Source organism: Prodigiosinella confusarubida (genome assembly GCF_002847015.1).
Taxonomy (GTDB): domain Bacteria; phylum Pseudomonadota; class Gammaproteobacteria; order Enterobacterales; family Enterobacteriaceae; genus Prodigiosinella; species Prodigiosinella aquatilis.
Genome location: NZ_CP025085.1, coordinates 3,240,092 through 3,258,149, shown reverse-complemented (window position 1 = coordinate 3,258,149; position 18,058 = coordinate 3,240,092). Strand labels below are relative to the sequence as shown.

The window sequence follows — 18,058 nt, the reverse complement described above, 5'->3', positions numbered from 1 at the left end:
ATTTAATATAAATTTGATACCAGTAGCTGAATGATCTACAAAGAAAAACGTATTTTTATGAAAAAACAACAATTCTATGATGAGTTAGTGCGTGACTTATCCTCATTAATTGCAGGTGAAAATCGGTTTATCACTATATTATCAAACAGCAGCGCTTTGCTGTTCGAGCGGCTTGAAGGCGTGAACTGGGCAGGGTTTTATTTGTTAGAAGGAGATACCTTGTTTCTTGGGCCGTTCCAGGGCCATGTCGCCTGTGTTCGTATTCCTGCGGGTAAAGGCGTTTGTGGCCACGCTGTGTCGGAAAATCGGGTACAGCGTGTAGGGGACGTTCATGCATTTCCCGGCCATATTGCTTGTGATGCGGCAAGCAATGCTGAAATTGTGCTGCCGTTGCAGGTTGGTGGGCAGCTTGTTGGTGTACTGGATATTGATAGCATTATTTATCAACGGTTTGACGCCGCTGATGAAGAAGGGCTTAAGGCGTTGGTTGCGGTACTTTGCACTCAGCTTGAACAGAGTGATATATCGAATTTTATTAATTCTCTCATGTTGGGACACGGATAACGTAGCAATTGCCGATGGCGTCATTATAATGGCGCCTGTTCATGCCCGCGCTGGTTGGCAAACCCGTTGTAATCAGGAAATTTCATGGAAAATCAACCTAAGTTGAACAGTAGTAAAGAAGTTATTGCTTATTTGGCGGAGCGGTTCCCGCTTTGCTTCACCAGTGAAGGTGAAGCCCGTCCGTTGAAGATCGGAATCTTTCAGGATCTGGTCGCACATGTGCCTGAATCAGATCATGTCAGCAAAACACAATTGCGGTCTGCTCTGAGGCTTTACACTTCCAGTTGGCGTTATTTGTATGGCATCAAACTAGGTGCTCAGCGTGTTGATTTAGATGGTAATCCTTGCGGAGAGCTTGAACAGCAACATGTGGAACATGCACGTAAACAACTGGAAGAGGCAAAAGCCCGTGTTCAGGCCCAGCGAGCGGAACAACAAGCGAAGAAACGTGAAGCGGGAGAAGTGACTGAACCCGTCCGCAAGCGTTCTGCTCCTCGTCGTGATCGGGATGACTCCGGTGCTGCTGCTCGCCGACCGCGTCAGACTGTTTCTCGCCCAACGCAGATTCCCCCTCCGTCTTCGTCGACAGACAAATCTCAATCACGCCAGTCCAAACCTGTCCGTGAGGAAAAACAGACTCAGCGAGATGTGGTTACAGATATATCTAAACTGCAAATCGGTCAGGAAATTAAAGTCAGAGCTGGCAAAAATGCCATGGATGCCACTGTGCTTGAGATTGCTAAAGGTGAAGTCAGGGTTCAACTCACTTCAGGTTTGGCAATGATCGTACGCGCAGAACATTTGCAGTTCTGATACGGAGGCCAACCTGGGCATGAACAAATTAGTAAAAGCAACCGTATTAGCCTGCTTTCTGCTGGCGGGCGGCAGTTTCGCCAGTGAAACCATTACACGCGTCGATCAGATCCCTCAACTGCATCCGGAACCCCAGCATGCAACAGTGAGTAATCGTGTTACTTTGCGTTTCCTGCGTTCTCATTACCGACGATTTACGCTGGATGCACAATTCTCCGGTAAAATTTTTGCCCGCTATCTCAATATGCTGGATTACAGTCATAACGTGTTACTGGCGTCTGACATAGCTCAATTCTCCAGTAAAAAAGGTGAACTGGGTGAGGATCTGGAAGCGGGTAAACTGGATTTGCCCTACGCATTGTATAACTTGACGCAGAAGCGACGTTTCGAACGTTATCAATATGCGTTGTCGTTATTGAACAAGCCGATAAACCTCAATGGTAATGACACTATCGATCTTGATCGTAGCAAGGCTCCGTGGCCTAAGAGTGTCGACGAGCTGAACCACTTGTGGGATGCCAAGGTTAAATATGATTGGCTGAATCTGAAACTGACTGGCAAAAGTGATCAGGAAATTAAAAACACATTGACCAAACGTTATCAGTACGCAATTCGACGTTTGGTGCAGAGTAATAGTGAAGATGTTTTTCAATTGATCATGAATGCTTTTGCTCGGGAAATAGATCCGCATACCAGCTATTTGTCCCCCCGCAATACTGAACAGTTTAATACGGAAATGAGTCTGTCTCTGGAGGGCATCGGCGCCGTATTACAGATGGATGATGATTACACGGTCATCAACTCTATGGTACCTGGTGGCCCGGCAGCAAAAAGTAAACATATTAATGTCGGCGATCGCATCGTAGGGGTTGGACAGGCTGGCAAAGCGACGGTGGATGTTATCGGTTGGCGTCTGGATGATGTCGTTGCGCTGATTAAGGGCCCGAAAGGCAGTAAGGTTCGTCTGGAAATTCTGCCAGCAGGTAAAGGTGCCAAGACACGGGTGGTGACACTGACGCGTGAGCGTATCCGCCTGGAGGACCGTGCTGTCAAAATGACGTTGAAAAAGGTAGGGAAAGATAAAGTCGGCGTACTGGATATTCCCGGTTTTTACGTTGGTTTGACGGATGATGTGAAGGTTCAGTTACAGAAGCTGGAAAAAGATCATGTCAGCAGTATCGTCATCGACCTGCGTGCCAATGGTGGTGGCGCGTTGACTGAAGCTGTAAGCCTTTCCGGTCTGTTTATTCCAAGTGGGCCAGTGGTTCAGGTACGTGATAATAACGGTAAGATACGTGAGGATAGCGATACTGACGGCATCGTTTATTATAAGGGACCGCTAGTTGTTTTGGTCGACCGTTTCAGTGCATCGGCGTCGGAAATTTTTGCTGCGGCGATGCAGGATTACGGACGTGCATTAATCGTCGGTGAGCCGACATTCGGGAAAGGGACTGTACAGCAGTATCGCTCTCTGAACCGGATCTATGACCAGATGTTGCGTCCGGAATGGCCAGCGTTGGGGTCGGTGCAATACACGATTCAGAAGTTCTACCGTATTAATGGTGGCAGCACTCAGCGAAAGGGTGTCACGCCAGATATCATGATGCCAACCGGTACGGAGACCGTGGACACCGGAGAGAAGTTTGAGGATAACGCTTTGCCATGGGATAGCATTAAAGCGGCTAATTACAGCAAAGTCGGTGATTTCTCATCAATACTGCCAGAGCTGATTAAACGGCACCAGGAACGGATTGCGAAGGATCCTGAATTCCAGTTTATCGAGCAGGATGTCGCCCGTTATAATGAAATGAAAGATAAGCTTAATCATGTTTCTCTCAATTTGGCACAACGCGAAAAAGAGAATAATGAAGATGAAGCGTTGCGTTTACAGCGCATTAATGAGCGTTTTAAACGTCAAGGCAAACCATTGTTGAAATCGCTGGATGCGCTACCGAAGGATTATCAAGGCCCTGATCCGTATCTGGATGAAACTGTACAGATTGCTGAGGATTTGGCTCAGCAGCAGAAGAAATAGTTTTTTCTGATGGCTATCAAGCCCCGACCAGTAATCTGGACGGGGCTTTTTTTTTTACTTCTTACTGAATACCCACGCTTCCTGCCTTACCGGGATGATTAGCAATTTCCTTTCAGCTCCGCTTGTGAAAGCACTATCGACTATGTATCGCCACGAATGAAAAGTTGTGGCCAGGATTATTTCTTCTTAGTTTGATGTGCGTCAAAAGAATAGCTATTGATAGGAATATTATTGATAATAGTTATCACTTATCATTTTCACAAAGTGATTGAGAGATAAAATCCCTTTCAGTAAATGCGAACTTATTGATGTTTTAGTGAAGGAATGATGTATGGCCTTAAGTCTTCAAACTCTGCTCGATATTCCCCTTAATGCCAATGCCATTGTTGCCCGAATCCGCTTGACGGGAGAAAGTCAGCAACGCCTGACTGAACTGGGCATACGTGTGGGTGGCAATGTTCGAGTGATTCAACGTGAAGCTAATCAACCATTGATGTTGGCTGCCGGTGATGGCCGTGTGGCAATCAATTGGGATATGGGGAAACAGGTTTGGGTTTCTCCACAGGGTTCAGGCTTATAAAGGGGAAAACCATGGCACAGGAAGTATTGTCCGTCGCGACTAAATGGCGGGTGGTCGGGTTTCAAAAGGGATCGGCTGATTATCGTAAACGTCTGTTGGCATTGGGGGTTACGCCGGGGGTGGAATTTACAGTTTCTCGGGTAGCGCCGCTGGGTGACCCTATTGAATTACGCCTGCGCGGTGCAGCAATCAGTGTTCGCAAAGACGAAGTCCAGATTCTGATTCTGGAAAAATGTTAAAAGTGCGCGGTAGGTAAGGAATTTTTTATGGATGTGCAACCTGTTATTTGCGTAGTAGGCAACCCCAACTGTGGCAAGACAACTTTATTTAATGTCCTTACCGGCGGTAAGCAGACAGTAGGTAACTGGCCGGGTGTGACGGTAGAAAAGAAAGTCGGCTATTACCGTTATCAAAATAAACTGACGACGCTGGTGGATCTCCCTGGCGTTTACTCTCTGAATCCGTCATCCGAAAGTTCAGAAGACGAGCGTGTGGCACGTGACTACATCCTCTCCGGTGAAGCGAATCTGGTACTTAATATCATTGATGCGTCTAATCTGGAACGTAATCTTTATCTGACCGCTCAATTACTGGACATGAATGTTCCCATGGTGGTGGCGGTGAACATGATGGATATCGCAGCTTCCCGCAAGTTGGACATTGATATCGCAGAATTGCAACGGCAATTAGGATGTCCGGTCATTCCTGTGACTGCCAGTCAGAAGAAGGGAATTAATGACCTACGATTGATGTGTCAAACTGCATTGGAAAACCCCGCCACACCGCAGATAACCATCCCGTATGATGAACCGTTACGACTAGCTGCGCAGGAAATTGCACTAACGCTGCGTGGTGTTGCTGATATTCCTAATGCCTATTGGTTGGCTATCCAGTTGATGGAGGGAGACGTGACAGTACGCAGTCGCGTACCTGAACCGTTGTTGACTAAGGCTGATGAGACGATTGCTGCATTGGTTGCGGATTATGAGGATGAACTGGACATTTTCTTGGCCGACGCACGTTATCGGTTTGTCGCCACTATAGCGAATGCTGCTATTACTCGGGGTGGTGAAGTTTCAGCAACGATGACGGATAAAATTGATCGCATTGTTCTCCACCGTTTTTTCGGGATCCCGATCTTTCTGGCTGTGATGTATCTGATGTTTGTCTTCACCATCAATGTTGGCAGCGCATTCATTGATTTCTTCGATAAGCTGTTTGGTACGATTTTTGTCGATGGGTTTGGTGAGCTGTTGCTGAATATGCATGTGCCTGAGTGGCTGAAAACATTGTTGGCTGATGGCATTGGCGGTGGTATTCAAACGGTTTCCACTTTTATCCCGGTTATTGGTTGTCTGTATCTGTTCCTTTCTTATCTGGAAGATTCTGGTTACATGGCGCGTGCAGCGTTTGTGATGGATCGCTTCATGCGCAGCATGGGGTTGCCAGGTAAGGCATTTGTCCCGCTGATTGTGGGATTCGGGTGCAATGTGCCGGCGATAATGGCAACCAGAACGATGGAGAGACACAGTGACCGTTTGGTTACGGTAATGATGTCGCCTTTTATGTCCTGTGGCGCGAGATTGCCGGTTTATGTGTTATTTGCGACGGCCTTATTTACCCGTGGTGGTCAAAATCTGGTGTTTGGCTTGTACCTGATTGGTATTGTCGCCGCTATAGCAACGGGGTTCATACTAAAAAATACGGCGTTAAAAGGGGATGCAGCCGCATTTGTGATGGAGATTCCTCCTTATCATTTACCGGGATTGCACAGTGTGTTGATTCGGACCTGGGAGCGGCTTAAAGGGTTTATATTGCGAGCCGGGAAGCTAATTGTAATGGTTGTCATGATCCTGAGCTTCTTCAATTCTATGGGGGTTGATGGATCATTTGGCAATCAGAATACACAAAAATCTGTGCTCTCGGCCATTGGGCAGAAGATTGTACCGGTGTTTAAACCCATGGGTATCAAAGATGATAACTGGCCGGCTGCTGTCGGCGTATTTACGGGCATCTTTGCTAAAGAGGCGGTGGTAGGGACACTGGACTCGCTTTATGGTGCTATGGCGGCTCATCAGGAAGGCGGAACGCAAGAAGAAAAAAAACCATTCAGTTTAGTGGATGGTGTATCAGAAGCGCTGGCGACTATTCCCGAGAACTTCAGCAAGCTTGGCAATGCGCTGCTTAATCCTTTGGGTATTGAGATCGGGGATTTAAGTGATACCGCGACAGTGGCGGCGAAGAATGAATTTTCGGTTACTTCACTGACCGTAATTTCGCAACTGTTTGATGGCAAATTGGGCGCATTCAGTTACCTATTGATGGTGTTGTTGTATGTGCCTTGTGTTGCCGCCGTTTCTGCCGTCTGGCGTGAAGTCGGCACCGCATGGACGTTATTTTGCATAGCCTGGACGATTCAACTGGGGTATGGCACGGCTGTCATTGTTTACCAAATTGGCCGGTTTGCCCAGCATCCGCAATATTCCATGTTGGCCATAGCGGGAGTGCTGGTGGTATTTACTACCACAATTATGCTGCTACGTCGTAAAGGTGTTCCGAGACAGCGTGTAATGGTAGACGAATTGAAATAAAAGTTTTGTGACCGCGGGAAATATTGTTCCCGCCGGGAACGTCAAGGAGAAAAGAATGACCTTAATTGAATTGCGTGACTTTGTGCGTGAAAAACAAAAGGTTTCTCTACGTGACATCAGCATGACATTTCACGCCGAACCGGGTGTTGTCGAAGGGATGCTGGATGTATGGGTTCAGAAGGGCAAAATACGTTGTCATCGCACAGTGGATAACGGTAAATGTGGTAGTTGCTGTTCTTGTGATAAAGGTATTAGCCAATATTATGAATGGCTGGGATCTGTATAGATCCATTCCCACCTTTGACTATTATTATGGGCAGGCAACGCCTGCCTTTTTTTATCTGAATACACACCTTTCATATTTTTCCAGTTTGTTGCCGAAGCGTTGCGTTTCCGAGCGAAGTTTTTTATGTGCTTTATGTCTTCGTCATGGCATGCCAGCATACTGGCGCGACTCGGTTAGTGATAGTTAAGTCGTGAAACAAAACAAAAACTGACCTGACGCAATATCTGCTCCTATTGCCCTCTTCATAATGAAATTCAGGCTCCGGGGGGCAAAGATGGATAAATTACTCGATCGTTTTCTAAATTACGTTTCTTTCGACACGCAATCCAAAGCCGGTGTCCGGCAGGTTCCGAGTACTGAAGGCCAGCTTAAGCTTGCTCACGCACTACGGCAGGAACTGCTTGAACTGGGATTTGAACAGGTCTCATTAAGTAAGCATGGGTGTGTCATGGCGACACTACCTACCAATGTGGCCTGGGACGTGCCGAACATCGGCTTTATTGCCCACATGGATACATCGCCGGATTACAGCGGGAAAAACGTCAATCCGCAGATTGTCGAAAGCTATCGTGGGGGTGATATCGCACTGGGTATCGGTGATGAGGTGTTATCACCGGTGATGTTTCCGGTTCTGCACCATTTGCTTGGACATACGCTGATCACCACCGATGGTAAAACCCTGTTGGGGGCAGATGATAAAGCCGGGATTGCAGAAATTGTGACATCAATGGTTCGGCTTCAGAAGCGGCAGGTACCTCATGGTGAAATTCGTATTGCATTCACGCCAGATGAGGAAGTAGGGAAAGGCCCGCATTTTTTTGATGTCGATGCGTTCAATGCCCAGTGGGCCTATACCGTAGATGGTGGTGGTGTCGGTGAGCTAGAGTGCGAAAACTTCAATGGCGCATCCGTGATGGTAAAAATTGTTGGTAACAATGTTCATCCTGGTAGTGCCAAAGGTGTCATGGTTAACGCGCTAACGTTGGCGACACGCTATCATCAGGAAGTCCCTGCAACGGAGGTTCCAGAGCATACTGACGGTTATCAGGGGTTCTATCATCTTCATAGTGCTAAAGGAACGGTTGAGCGTGCAGAACTGCATTACATCATTCGCGATTTTGAGCGTGACGGTTTTGAAAAACGCAAAAAGACAATGATCGAGATTGCAGAAAAGGTCGGAAAAGGTCTACATCCAGAGTGTTATATTGAAGTGACTATTACTGATAGTTACTACAACATGCGTGAGCAAATTGAACAACATCCACATGTCGTTGCGCTGGCACAACAAGCTATGCGGGATTGTAATATTGAGCCGATATTGAATCCAATCCGTGGTGGTACCGATGGGGCTCAGTTGTCATTTCAAGGGGTGCCTTGTCCGAATCTATTTACTGGCGGATATAACTATCACGGTAAGCATGAATTCATCACATTAGAAGGGATGGAAAGCGCAGTATCTGTCATTATGCGTATTGCAGAATTAACCGCGTTGCAGGCTCGTACCTTACACACTGCCGGTAATCCAGTTTCTGCAAAAGTATAAAAGGGAATGTTGTCGAAACATCATCCCCGGTTGATAAGTGTGCGGCGTTAATCCTGTTATCCCTGGAAAGCGCAAGGATCTCTTCGGCTGTAGATATCGAACGAACTGACCGTACTCTGTGTCAATAAGAGGGCAGTATTTCTCTGCCCATTTTTCGTGTTAATCAGCAAAGTACCAATAACCATTGTTTATCAGTACGGTAAGCTGAGCGAGAAATGACGGATCGTCTAATGCACCGTTGAGCATAGTCATGTCGATGACAGAATGCTGGGCAAGGGCTGAAAGCGCATCCTGATATGGACTTCGAAACTCTTCTCCGTTCACAAAGCAGCTTTCTCCCAGCCACAAGACCCGTAACCCTCCCAAACGACGCAGTGAATCTCCTTGCTGCATGAGATCATAAATCTCTCCGGCCTGATAAGGCGGCTCAGGTGGTGCCAGATCCAGTTCATGACGGGATTGGGAAATGAATTCACCAAACCATTGCTGAAACGAGTCTTTTTGTTGCACCAGATCCAGCATCATCTGCTGCAGAACATCCAATTCCTGTGGCAGGATAGTTGCAGGGTGTTCACGCGTTTGGATGTCAGGGTCGCTATAACGATAGTTGCCTAATTCATGAGCCAATACGTAATCGGCAAAACCGCTCATCAGCTCGCGAGCATTGGGTGCGCGAAAACCCACCGAATAGTTTAGCGAGTTTTCGAGTGAATAGCCCTCATGTGGGAAGCCGGGTGGAATGTACAGAATGTCGCCTGGCAAGGTTTCTTCATCAATAATGGCGTCAAACGGTCCAACCTGAAGCAGATCAGGATGAGGACAATGCTGTTTCATTGGCATTTTGTCTCCGACCCGCCAGCGGCGACGACCAGTGCCTTGAATGATAAACACATCATATTGATCGATATGCGGACCAACACCGCCGCCGGGCACGGCAAAAGATATCATTAAATCGTCAATACGCCAGTCAGGCAGTTTACGGAATGGGGACATTAACGCAGAGGACGGTTCATGCCAGTGATCGACGGCCTGAACCAGCAAAGACCAATTGGTTTCCCCCAGATGGTCATAGCTTTCAAACGGGCCGTGGTTCACATCCCAACGGCCGTCTTGATGACTGACCAGGCGACTGTCTATTTCATTTTCGAGTGCCAAACCAGCCAGTTCGTCGGGGGTAATCGGATCCAGGAAAGGAGAGAATCCGCCTTTGATAATGACTGGACACTTTTGCCAGTAGCGTGCTAAAAAATCTTGCCAGTCGAGATTAAGTTGATAGTCCATGACATATTTCCAGTAATGGGAGCTGGCAACAATTATAGCGGAAGCCGGATGTACTGTCTTTTATCCCTCATTCTGATTAAGGTGCTGGTGGCCAAAAATGGCTTCTATGCGTGCTCCACCCAACGTGCTGTCGCTGATGAGAATCTCACCCTGATATTGCTCAATAATCTCTATTGCCACCGCCAAACCGATACCTTGACCAGGACGAAGTGTATCGGCTCGTTGTCCGCGTTGGAAAATCAATTCCCGTTTGCTATGAAGAACACCGGGGCCATCATCTTCAACAATCAGATGTAATTTCTGTTCGGAATATTGTGCGCTGATCTCCACAAATTCCAGGCAGTATTTACAGGCGTTATCCAGAATATTGCCCATTATTTCCATGAAATCATTTTTTTCTCCGATAAACGTCAGTTCCGGGGAAATATCCAGCGTGAGTACAACACCTTTACGTTGATAAACTTTATTGAGCGCGGAGCACAAGCTATCCAGCAGGGCGGGGACGGAATGAACTTCCCGGCCCATCACCAGATGCTCAGTACGCATACTGGCGCGGTGCAGATAATAGCCAATCTGTTGTGAGATGCGGCTGATTTGCGCCAGCATAATCGGTTCTGCCTGCTCAATAGTAATATCCTTGCCGGTGCGTAATGTCCTTAATGTGGTCTGTAATACCGCCAGCGGGGTTTTCAGACTGTGAGTCAAATCGGTTAACGTGGTGCGGTATTTGTGATAGCGCCGACGCTCATTATTCAGCAATGTATTGAGGTTACGTACCAGACTATGCAGTTCTCGAGGTGAGCTCTCATCTAACTGATCTCGGGTGCCGTTTTCTAACTCGCCAATTTGGTGAACCAGATGTTTGATGGGGCGCAGACTCCAGTGTGCGGCTAGCCATAACAACGGTAGCACTAGCAAGAGGTGGGCGATAAGAACGTAGCGGAACCATTCCCATACGACATCAGTCTGTTGCAACTCTTGTGGAATTTTGTCAACAACGACAATGGTGAGTGACGGTAGGCGTTCAGATGCCGGGTAAATGTTAACGGCGACAGAGTGTGTCAGTGGCGCATCATCCTCGGAATTGTACGCCTGTAACTTGTTCATGATCTGTGCGTTGCCGGACAGTACGGCGCTGCTGGTACGGGGGTCTGTATCTAACTCATGATAGCCGGTCCGTTGTAACCACTCGGGTTTAATCAGCGCCTCCAGCGCTGGTACAGCATGTTCTCGCCACAATAATTTTCCTTGTTTATCGTAGATAAATACCAATGTTGGATAGTTAATATCCAGTTCTGCGGGGATAGTGATAGTAAGTTGGTGATCCCGCCATTGCGCCAGGCTATAAAACAGGTTGCTTTCACCACGCAATAGGCGAAAAGACGTTTGATCAAAGCTGATGCTGTACCCCACGATAGCGACACCGCCGTAAGAAAGGGTGAGCGCCAGTACGACCGCTGCAGTGGCGATCAAGAAGCGAAAGCGTAGTGAGAGTGGTTTTTTTTTGCTCATATCAGTCCTGGTGCATACTGATATCGAAGCGATAGCCCTGACTTCTGACCGTCGTGATGACTTCATGGGAGTCTATGGCCTGTAATTTTTTGCGCAGTCGACCCATGAGTACATCAATGGTGTGGCTTTCACGCAGTTCGGCGTCGGGATAGAGTTGTAACATTAGTGATTCTTTGCTGACGACTTTTCCACAGTTACGAATTAACGTTTCGATAATGGTGTATTCAAAAGCTGTTAATTTTACGTTGATGCCACGGACCAGTAATTCCCGGCGAGACAGATCGATCTCAAACGGGGGAATGCTGATAATTTGTGATGCCAGGCCACAGTTACGACGCATTAACGCCTGCATGCGAGCGACTACTTCCTCCATGTGAAATGGCTTGGTGACATAATCGTCGGCCCCGGCTTCCAGAACGGCGACCTTCTCCTGCCAGCTTTCTCGGGCGGTTAATACCAGAATTGGCAGTTTGATCTGCTGTGCCCGCCAACGTCGGATCAAACTGGTGCCATCTTCAACCGGTAACCCTAGATCGATAACGGCAATGTCTGGTGCGTGCTCATGGAGAAAATAATCGGCTTCTTTGGCATCAGAGGCCGCATCCACCTGATGTCCCATCTCATTCATCTGAACACTCAGGTGATGGCGTAACAGAACATTATCTTCAACAATAAGAATACGCATGGTTTTTTCTCTGAGTGGATCCTGAAGGAAGGTGTTTTGACTATAGCGGTGAGCCAATATCACACGGTTGGCAATAATGACGGATAAGATTATCCATAACTGCCATAAACGGCAGGTAAACAAACGGAAGTAGAAATGATGGCAGACAGAGTTTCGCCTGCCAAGTAGGGAATAACTTATTTCAGTTCATCAACCATTTTCAACGCGCGACCAATGTAATTAGCGGGTGTTAATGTTTTCAGGCGGACTTTTTCTGCTTCAGGTAGCGCCAGCCCATCAATAAAGCGCTTTATTCCCTCAGCGTCGACACGTTTACCGCGCGTAAGCTCTTTCAGCTTTTCGTAGGGTTTCTCAATACCATAACGACGCATTACCGTTTGAATCGGCTCAGCCAGCACTTCCCAGTTATGATCCAATTCATCGGCCAGATGAGCACGGTTTACTTCCAGTTTACTGATGCCTTTAAGCGTAGCCTGATAAGCGATTACGGCATAGCCCACACCGACGCCGAGATTACGAAGTACAGTTGAATCTGTTAGGTCACGCTGCCAGCGTGAAACCGGTAGTTTGCTGGACAGATGTCCTAATACGGCGTTAGATAGTCCCAGATTGCCTTCGGAATTTTCAAAGTCGATAGGATTCACTTTATGTGGCATTGTGGAGGAGCCAATTTCACCCACAATGGTTTTCTGCTTGAAGTGATTAAGGGCAATGTAACCCCAAACATCACGGTCAAAATCAAGCAGAATGGTATTGAAGCGTGCCATGCAATCGAACAGTTCGGCAATGTAATCATGCGGTTCGATTTGTGTGGTATACGGGTTCCAGGTGATACCCAGTGACGTCACAAAACTTTCGCTGAATTGATGCCAGTCAATATCAGGATAGGCGACCATATGTGCATTATAATTGCCGACGGCACCATTAATTTTCCCCATTATTTCAACCTGTTGTAATTGCTGCAACTGGCGTTCCATTCGATAGGCTGTGTTGGCAAATTCCTTCCCAATGGTAGACGGTGTTGCAGGCTGTCCATGGGTACGGGACAACAGCGGAATATCACGATACTGATGGGCTAACTGTTTGATGGCATCAGTGATATTGCGCCAGAAAGGCAGGATGATCTCGCGGCGTGCGGTACCCAGCATCAGTGCGTGGGAAAGATTGTTGATGTCTTCCGAGGTGCAAGCGAAATGAACAAATTCGCTGACCGCATGCAGAGCAGGTACGGTAGCCACTTTTTCTTTTAGAAAATACTCTACAGCTTTGACATCGTGATTGGTGGTACGCTCAATGGTTTTGATACGAGCAGCATCTTCTTCACTGAATTCGCTGATAATTCTATCAAGGAAAGCGTTTGCGTCAGCGTCAAATGCAGGAACTTCCTGGATTTCTGCACAGGCCGCCAGTTTTTGCAGCCAACGTACTTCAACCTGCACACGAAACTTCAGTAAACCATATTCACTGAAAATAGTGCGCAACATGCTGACTTTATCGCCGTAGCGTCCGTCAATAGGGGAAACGGCGGTCAGTGAGGATAATTCCATTGCAAGCAACTCCTGAGATTGGGTTTAACAAAAAATAAAATGTATTGTTGTAATAGTATCGCATGCTGGTGGCCGAACCGGAATAAGCGACCACCACTCTTATGGTGTAATCTCCATCATTCCGAGGAGATCATCAGGCATAAGAGTGTGACAGTATCTGTTGGGCGTGTTTTACCAGTGCGTTGCGAGCAAACATTAATTGTAGACGCCCACCACCGACCTGCTGCCACAGGACTGCTGAGCGGATACCAGCCAGCAAGATGGCTCTGACTTTAGCTTGAATCTGATTGTTTTTTAATATATCAACTGAACCTGTAACCTGAATACGCGGACCTAATTTGCTGATAACGTCCACATAAATACCAGCCAGGACATTGATGATAGTATCGGAAAGCAAATCATAGTGTTCTGTCTGTCGGCCCAACTGATTGATACGACTACCCAGTTCATTGAATGCTGAACGATTTTTATCGAGGCGTCGTTCAAGTGCTATGAGGCTGAATGTATAGCGGGATAGCTCAGTATTAAGAGCTCCACGGGTGCTATTCAGTATACTTAGCAAGGTTTTCAACCCTGTTGTCAGGTTACTTTCTTCATTGCCGAAAACGTCCAGTGTAGTGGCAGGGTTCACGATCAATATGCTGTTAAGCGAGATTCTCAGAGCGTCGCTACTACAGTTGCCCTGATGTGCCAGTTGTTGAACCAGACAGGCAGATTGGCAGATACCGCCTAATGCCAGCGTAATGTCGTGATAATTTTTAGCCACAGTTGCTCCTGTCATTGTTCTTTATAATAGATAATAGCCTGCATGAGTGCCTTGCTGGATGGCACCTGGAGAAAGTGTTGAGCAATCCTTTTATCAGTAGTGATAGTTGAATTGATGCTGGACTTCCACATTTGTACTGGAGTGCAATGCTGAATTCAGTAGATCATGCCATAAAACGCTGGTTGAACACAGCCTCTGGTAGGGCCAGATAGAGAGAAATATACAGATGCAGTTTCTCCAATCGTTGGTTACGTATGGCAATACGAGAAGATAATGTGCATATCTTTGTTTCGTTTGACTACTTTGTAATCGATTAACTGTCTATAGACAGTCTGAATGGGATTGGTTTTCTACGTTATTATCTCTTTTTATGCAGAAAGTATGATGGGTTGTCATTTAATGAAGATTCATTTTCTGCATGAAGTGTTATATGGAGTAAATGATTATTGTTGGTATCTATCAGTAATAATTATAAGTAAAACTGTATTTTGTTTTTTTATTTGCGTTCTTGATTTTTAACCGTTGTTATTCATTTTTTCCATATGAGTGGTTATTTAAATAGACGTTATGATGCATGTGAAATCAATATCAAAAGTTTGAGCAGATTCAAATTAATGATCAAAGATTTTCCTCAGCGTGCCGATAATAGAATAGAACTTTATTTCTTAGCCGGAGGCAAGACTCTCCATAGGACGAGTTCCAGCGGAAAAGCCAATAATTACCTCATTTCATTGAGGTCAATACGTAACGCGTTTTATCAGGGGTAGAATTATGAGATTTCTTCGAGATATAAAAATAAGAACTATGATGGTTTTGATTCTTATCCTATTTTGTATTTTATGGGGAGGGGTGTCAGCATTTGCGCTTTACTCACTGGATCAATTGACTGAAGAGTTACAGTTGACGAATGTTCAGCAAGGAAATGGCGATATTATAAATGATGCTAATGCACATTATTATCGTGTTCAAAACCAGCTTTACAGTGCGTTAGACGCAAGAATCAAGGACAATTCTTCACTAGCGGATATCCAGCTTATGATGGCTGGGAAAGAGATGGATAAATTAAAAGAAGGACTTGATCAATTTAAATCTATTGATCATGTCAACATTGATCCTAAGATTATTGGTTTAATCTACAACAGCTCCTATAAACTTTTCACCGAAGGTGTCACGCCGTTAGCGGATGCCATCAAAGCGAATCGGATTGATGATGCCAAAAAACTGACTCAAATTTTCCCTTCGCTGCGTAACAATTTTACGGTAGCCATCGAGCAATACAACAAGGCTATATTCCAGTTAAAAGCTGAAGCTCAGGACCGCATTTCTGTATGGGTGAACCGATGCCAGCAAATGTTGATTGCTGCGCTGATCGTCGGTTTTATCATTGTACTGCTCACCGACCGTTATCTGGCAACCTATGTTATCAAACCACTTGAGCTAATCAAAAAGCATCTGCAAGTTCTGGCTGTCGGTAATTTGTATACCAGAATGGTAAATACCGGAAGAAACTGTGTAGGTCAGCTCGTTCCTTATGTGCAGCAAATGCAGGATAACTGGGTAAAAACTGTTTCGGAAATCCGTGGCAGCTCTGAAGCTATTTATCGTGGAACCAGTGAAATTTCTTCCGGTAATACCGACTTGTCTTCACGCACCGAGGAACAGGCTTCTGCGCTTGAAGAAACTGCGAGCAGCATGGAGCAGCTTAGTGCTGCGGTGAAACAAAACGCTGACAATGCCAGCCAGGCAAGCGTGCTGGCACAGAATGCGTCGAAAACGGCACACGAAGGGGGTGATATCGTTGGCGAAGTGATTAAAACTATGGGGGCAATTAGTAGCAGTTCTCAGAAAATTGCCGATATCATTAACGTTATCAACAGTATCGCTTTCCAGACCAATATTCTGGCGTTGAATGCAGCAGTGGAGGCTGCGCGAGCCGGAGAGCAGGGGCGGGGATTTGCTGTAGTTGCCAGTGAGGTGCGGAGTCTGGCACAGCGTAGTGCGCAGGCGGCCAAAGAGATAGAAGGACTTATCGGGGAATCTGTCAATAATGTGAACATGGGGTCAACGCAAGTCACTCGTGCGGGTGATGCAATGGATAACATTGTTAAAGCTGTAACCAGCGTGACCGATATTATGGGTGAGATTGCATCCGCCTCCAATGAGCAAAGTAAGGGTATTTCCCAGGTAGGCCAGGCGATTGTAGAGATGGATAGTGTCACTCAGCAGAACGCCTCATTGGTTGAACAGTCAACGGCTGCTTCAGCATCGCTTGAAGAACAGGCACGACGTTTGACGGAAATCGTTTCTATTTTTCAGATGTCGGAGTCAGATGAACGTTCACCAGAGAGAGAAAGCAGCAGATCACAACCAATAGCGCTCCCTGGCGCAACGTCAGCGAAAAAAATGGTATCTAATGATAACAACTGGGAAAAATTCTGATTGTTGCCGAATACGTTAATGCAATAAGTAAAAAGGCGCCATCTGGCACCTGCAGATCATTGGCAAACTTATGTGCGGTGTCAGAACAGTGATAATGGGAGAGAAGAGTAAAGCATCCGCGTCAAGGATGGCGCGGCTTGAGCTTACATATAGGTACTTGCAGTGTCTTTACAATCTTCCGATTATCGCCGCGATGTGCACTTTGTTATCAAGCTCAAGGACACCACCTGGCATCCTTTACCATGCGAAAAGAGTAACACGGTTAATTGTAAGCGGGCTGACGCTCTTCGATAATGCCTCCACCAAGACAGATTTCATCCTGATAGAAAACGGCAGATTGTCCTGGTGTGACGGCAGCGACTGGCTTGCCAAAGCGAACCTGAATCCGGTCACCGTCGATGGGGATAACCGTGCATGGAATATCAGCCTGTCGATAACGGGTTTTGACCACACAATGCAGTTCATGGGTGAGTGGATTGCGGTCAACCCAATGCAATTGTTGGGCGATAAGACCATCAGACATCAATCTTGGATGTTCATGACCCTGAGCGACGTACAGAATATTATTCACGACGTCTTTATCTACGACATACCACGGATCGTCACCGCCTTCTTTCACGCCACCAATACCCAAGCCTTTGCGCTGTCCCAATGTGTGATACATCAACCCTTGATGTTCACCCCTCGTTTTCCCATCATCAACCGAGATAATGGCGCCTGGTTGAGCCGGTAGATAGCGAGCCAGAAATTCGCGGAATTTACGCTCGCCAATAAAACAGATGCCAGTGGAATCTTTCTTTTTAGCCGTCGCTAAATCCAATTGTTCGGCAATTTTTCTGACCTGCGGTTTTTCCAGTTCACCGACCGGAAACAGGCTTTGTGACAATTGTTGATGACTGAGTGTATAAAGAAAATAGCTTTGGTCTTTATTGCCATCCAGACCACGCAACAGGTGGCTTTTTCCATTAATATCCTGACGCCGGACATAGTGCCCAGTGGCAATAAAATCGGCACCCAGATCTTCGGCGGCAAATTCAAGGAAGGCTTTAAACTTGATCTCCTTGTTGCACAGAATATCGGGGTTCGGCGTGCGTCCCGCTTTATATTCCGCCAAGAAGTGTTCAAAAACGTTATCCCAGTATTCTGCGGCGAAATTTACTGTGTGCAACTCGACACCCAGCTTGTCGCAAACGGCTTGTGCATCGGCCAGATCAGTAGCGGCAGAACAGTATTCTGTGTCGTCATCCTCCTCCCAGTTCTTCATGAACAGGCCCTCGACCTGATATCCCTGTTGTTGAAGCAGGTAAGCGGAAACGGAAGAATCGACACCGCCGGACATACCGACAATTACTTTTTTCTGGCTGTTATCTGACATGAGAGTCTCACAAACTGAAAAATATATAATGCGTTAAGGCA

The 18,058-nt window shown here is 46.6% G+C and carries 15 protein-coding genes; 9 read left to right on the top strand and 6 right to left on the bottom strand.

The window, feature by feature from the left end; translation table 11 throughout:
• Positions 1-57: 57 nt before the first annotated feature.
• From CWC46_RS14790 to pepT, 8 genes are all read left to right on the top strand, one after another.
• Positions 58-564 carry a GAF domain-containing protein gene (locus CWC46_RS14790; protein ID WP_037381569.1) on the top strand — a complete coding sequence of 169 codons (507 nt, stop codon included), beginning with the start codon at positions 58-60 and terminating at the stop codon, positions 562-564.
• An 84-nt stretch (positions 565-648) separates the two neighbouring features.
• Complete coding sequence (proQ, locus tag CWC46_RS14785) at positions 649-1,377, top strand: RNA chaperone ProQ (protein ID WP_021015787.1); 729 nt, start codon at positions 649-651, stop codon at positions 1,375-1,377.
• 19 nt (positions 1,378-1,396) lie between these two features.
• On the top strand, positions 1,397-3,412 hold the full coding sequence (prc, locus tag CWC46_RS14780; RefSeq protein ID WP_021015788.1) for a carboxy terminal-processing peptidase: 2,016 nt from the start codon (positions 1,397-1,399) through the stop codon (positions 3,410-3,412).
• Between the two features lie 331 nt (positions 3,413-3,743).
• Positions 3,744-3,992, top strand: a complete 249-nt coding sequence (locus CWC46_RS14775; protein ID WP_021015789.1) for a FeoA family protein — start codon at positions 3,744-3,746, stop codon at positions 3,990-3,992.
• 11 nt (positions 3,993-4,003) lie between these two features.
• A complete protein-coding gene (locus CWC46_RS14770; protein WP_021015790.1) occupies positions 4,004-4,231 on the top strand; it encodes a FeoA family protein in 228 nt (75 codons plus the stop codon).
• Between the two features lie 27 nt (positions 4,232-4,258).
• Positions 4,259-6,583, top strand: coding sequence for a Fe(2+) transporter permease subunit FeoB (gene feoB, locus CWC46_RS14765; RefSeq protein WP_021015791.1), 2,325 nt, complete (start codon positions 4,259-4,261; stop codon positions 6,581-6,583).
• A 55-nt stretch (positions 6,584-6,638) separates the two neighbouring features.
• Positions 6,639-6,869 carry a FeoC-like transcriptional regulator gene (locus tag CWC46_RS14760; protein ID WP_021015792.1) on the top strand — a complete coding sequence of 77 codons (231 nt, stop codon included), beginning with the start codon at positions 6,639-6,641 and terminating at the stop codon, positions 6,867-6,869.
• Positions 6,870-7,143: 274 nt separating this feature from the next.
• The gene (pepT, locus tag CWC46_RS14755; RefSeq protein ID WP_021015793.1) at positions 7,144-8,412 is read left to right on the top strand and encodes a peptidase T; all 1,269 of its coding nucleotides are present in this window, start codon (positions 7,144-7,146) and stop codon (positions 8,410-8,412) included.
• A 159-nt stretch (positions 8,413-8,571) separates the two neighbouring features.
• Here pepT and CWC46_RS14750 read toward each other — a convergent pair whose 3' ends face one another.
• The 5 genes from CWC46_RS14750 to hflD all read right to left on the bottom strand — a co-directional run bounded on the left by CWC46_RS14750 (position 8,572) and on the right by hflD (position 14,203).
• The gene (locus CWC46_RS14750) at positions 8,572-9,693 is read right to left on the bottom strand and encodes a ribosomal protein uL16 3-hydroxylase (RefSeq protein WP_021015794.1); all 1,122 of its coding nucleotides are present in this window, start codon (positions 9,691-9,693) and stop codon (positions 8,572-8,574) included.
• A 60-nt stretch (positions 9,694-9,753) separates the two neighbouring features.
• Positions 9,754-11,205: a two-component system sensor histidine kinase PhoQ gene (gene phoQ / locus CWC46_RS14745; protein WP_021015795.1), complete on the bottom strand. Its 1,452-nt coding sequence runs from the start codon at positions 11,203-11,205 to the stop codon at positions 9,754-9,756.
• Between the two features lies 1 nt (position 11,206).
• On the bottom strand, positions 11,207-11,890 hold the full coding sequence (gene phoP, locus CWC46_RS14740) for a two-component system response regulator PhoP (RefSeq protein WP_021015796.1): 684 nt from the start codon (positions 11,888-11,890) through the stop codon (positions 11,207-11,209).
• Positions 11,891-12,066: 176 nt separating this feature from the next.
• On the bottom strand, positions 12,067-13,437 hold the full coding sequence (gene purB, locus CWC46_RS14735; protein ID WP_021015797.1) for an adenylosuccinate lyase: 1,371 nt from the start codon (positions 13,435-13,437) through the stop codon (positions 12,067-12,069).
• A gap of 133 nt (positions 13,438-13,570) precedes the next feature.
• Positions 13,571-14,203, bottom strand: coding sequence for a high frequency lysogenization protein HflD (gene hflD, locus CWC46_RS14730; RefSeq protein WP_021015798.1), 633 nt, complete (start codon positions 14,201-14,203; stop codon positions 13,571-13,573).
• Positions 14,204-14,974: 771 nt separating this feature from the next.
• Here hflD and CWC46_RS14725 point away from each other — a divergent pair.
• Positions 14,975-16,642, top strand: coding sequence for a methyl-accepting chemotaxis protein (locus tag CWC46_RS14725; protein WP_021015799.1), 1,668 nt, complete (start codon positions 14,975-14,977; stop codon positions 16,640-16,642).
• A 262-nt stretch (positions 16,643-16,904) separates the two neighbouring features.
• Here CWC46_RS14725 and mnmA read toward each other — a convergent pair whose 3' ends face one another.
• Entirely contained in the window at positions 16,905-18,017 is a 1,113-nt protein-coding gene (gene mnmA, locus CWC46_RS14720; RefSeq protein WP_021015800.1) for a tRNA 2-thiouridine(34) synthase MnmA, read from the bottom strand.
• Positions 18,018-18,058: the final 41 nt, after the last annotated feature.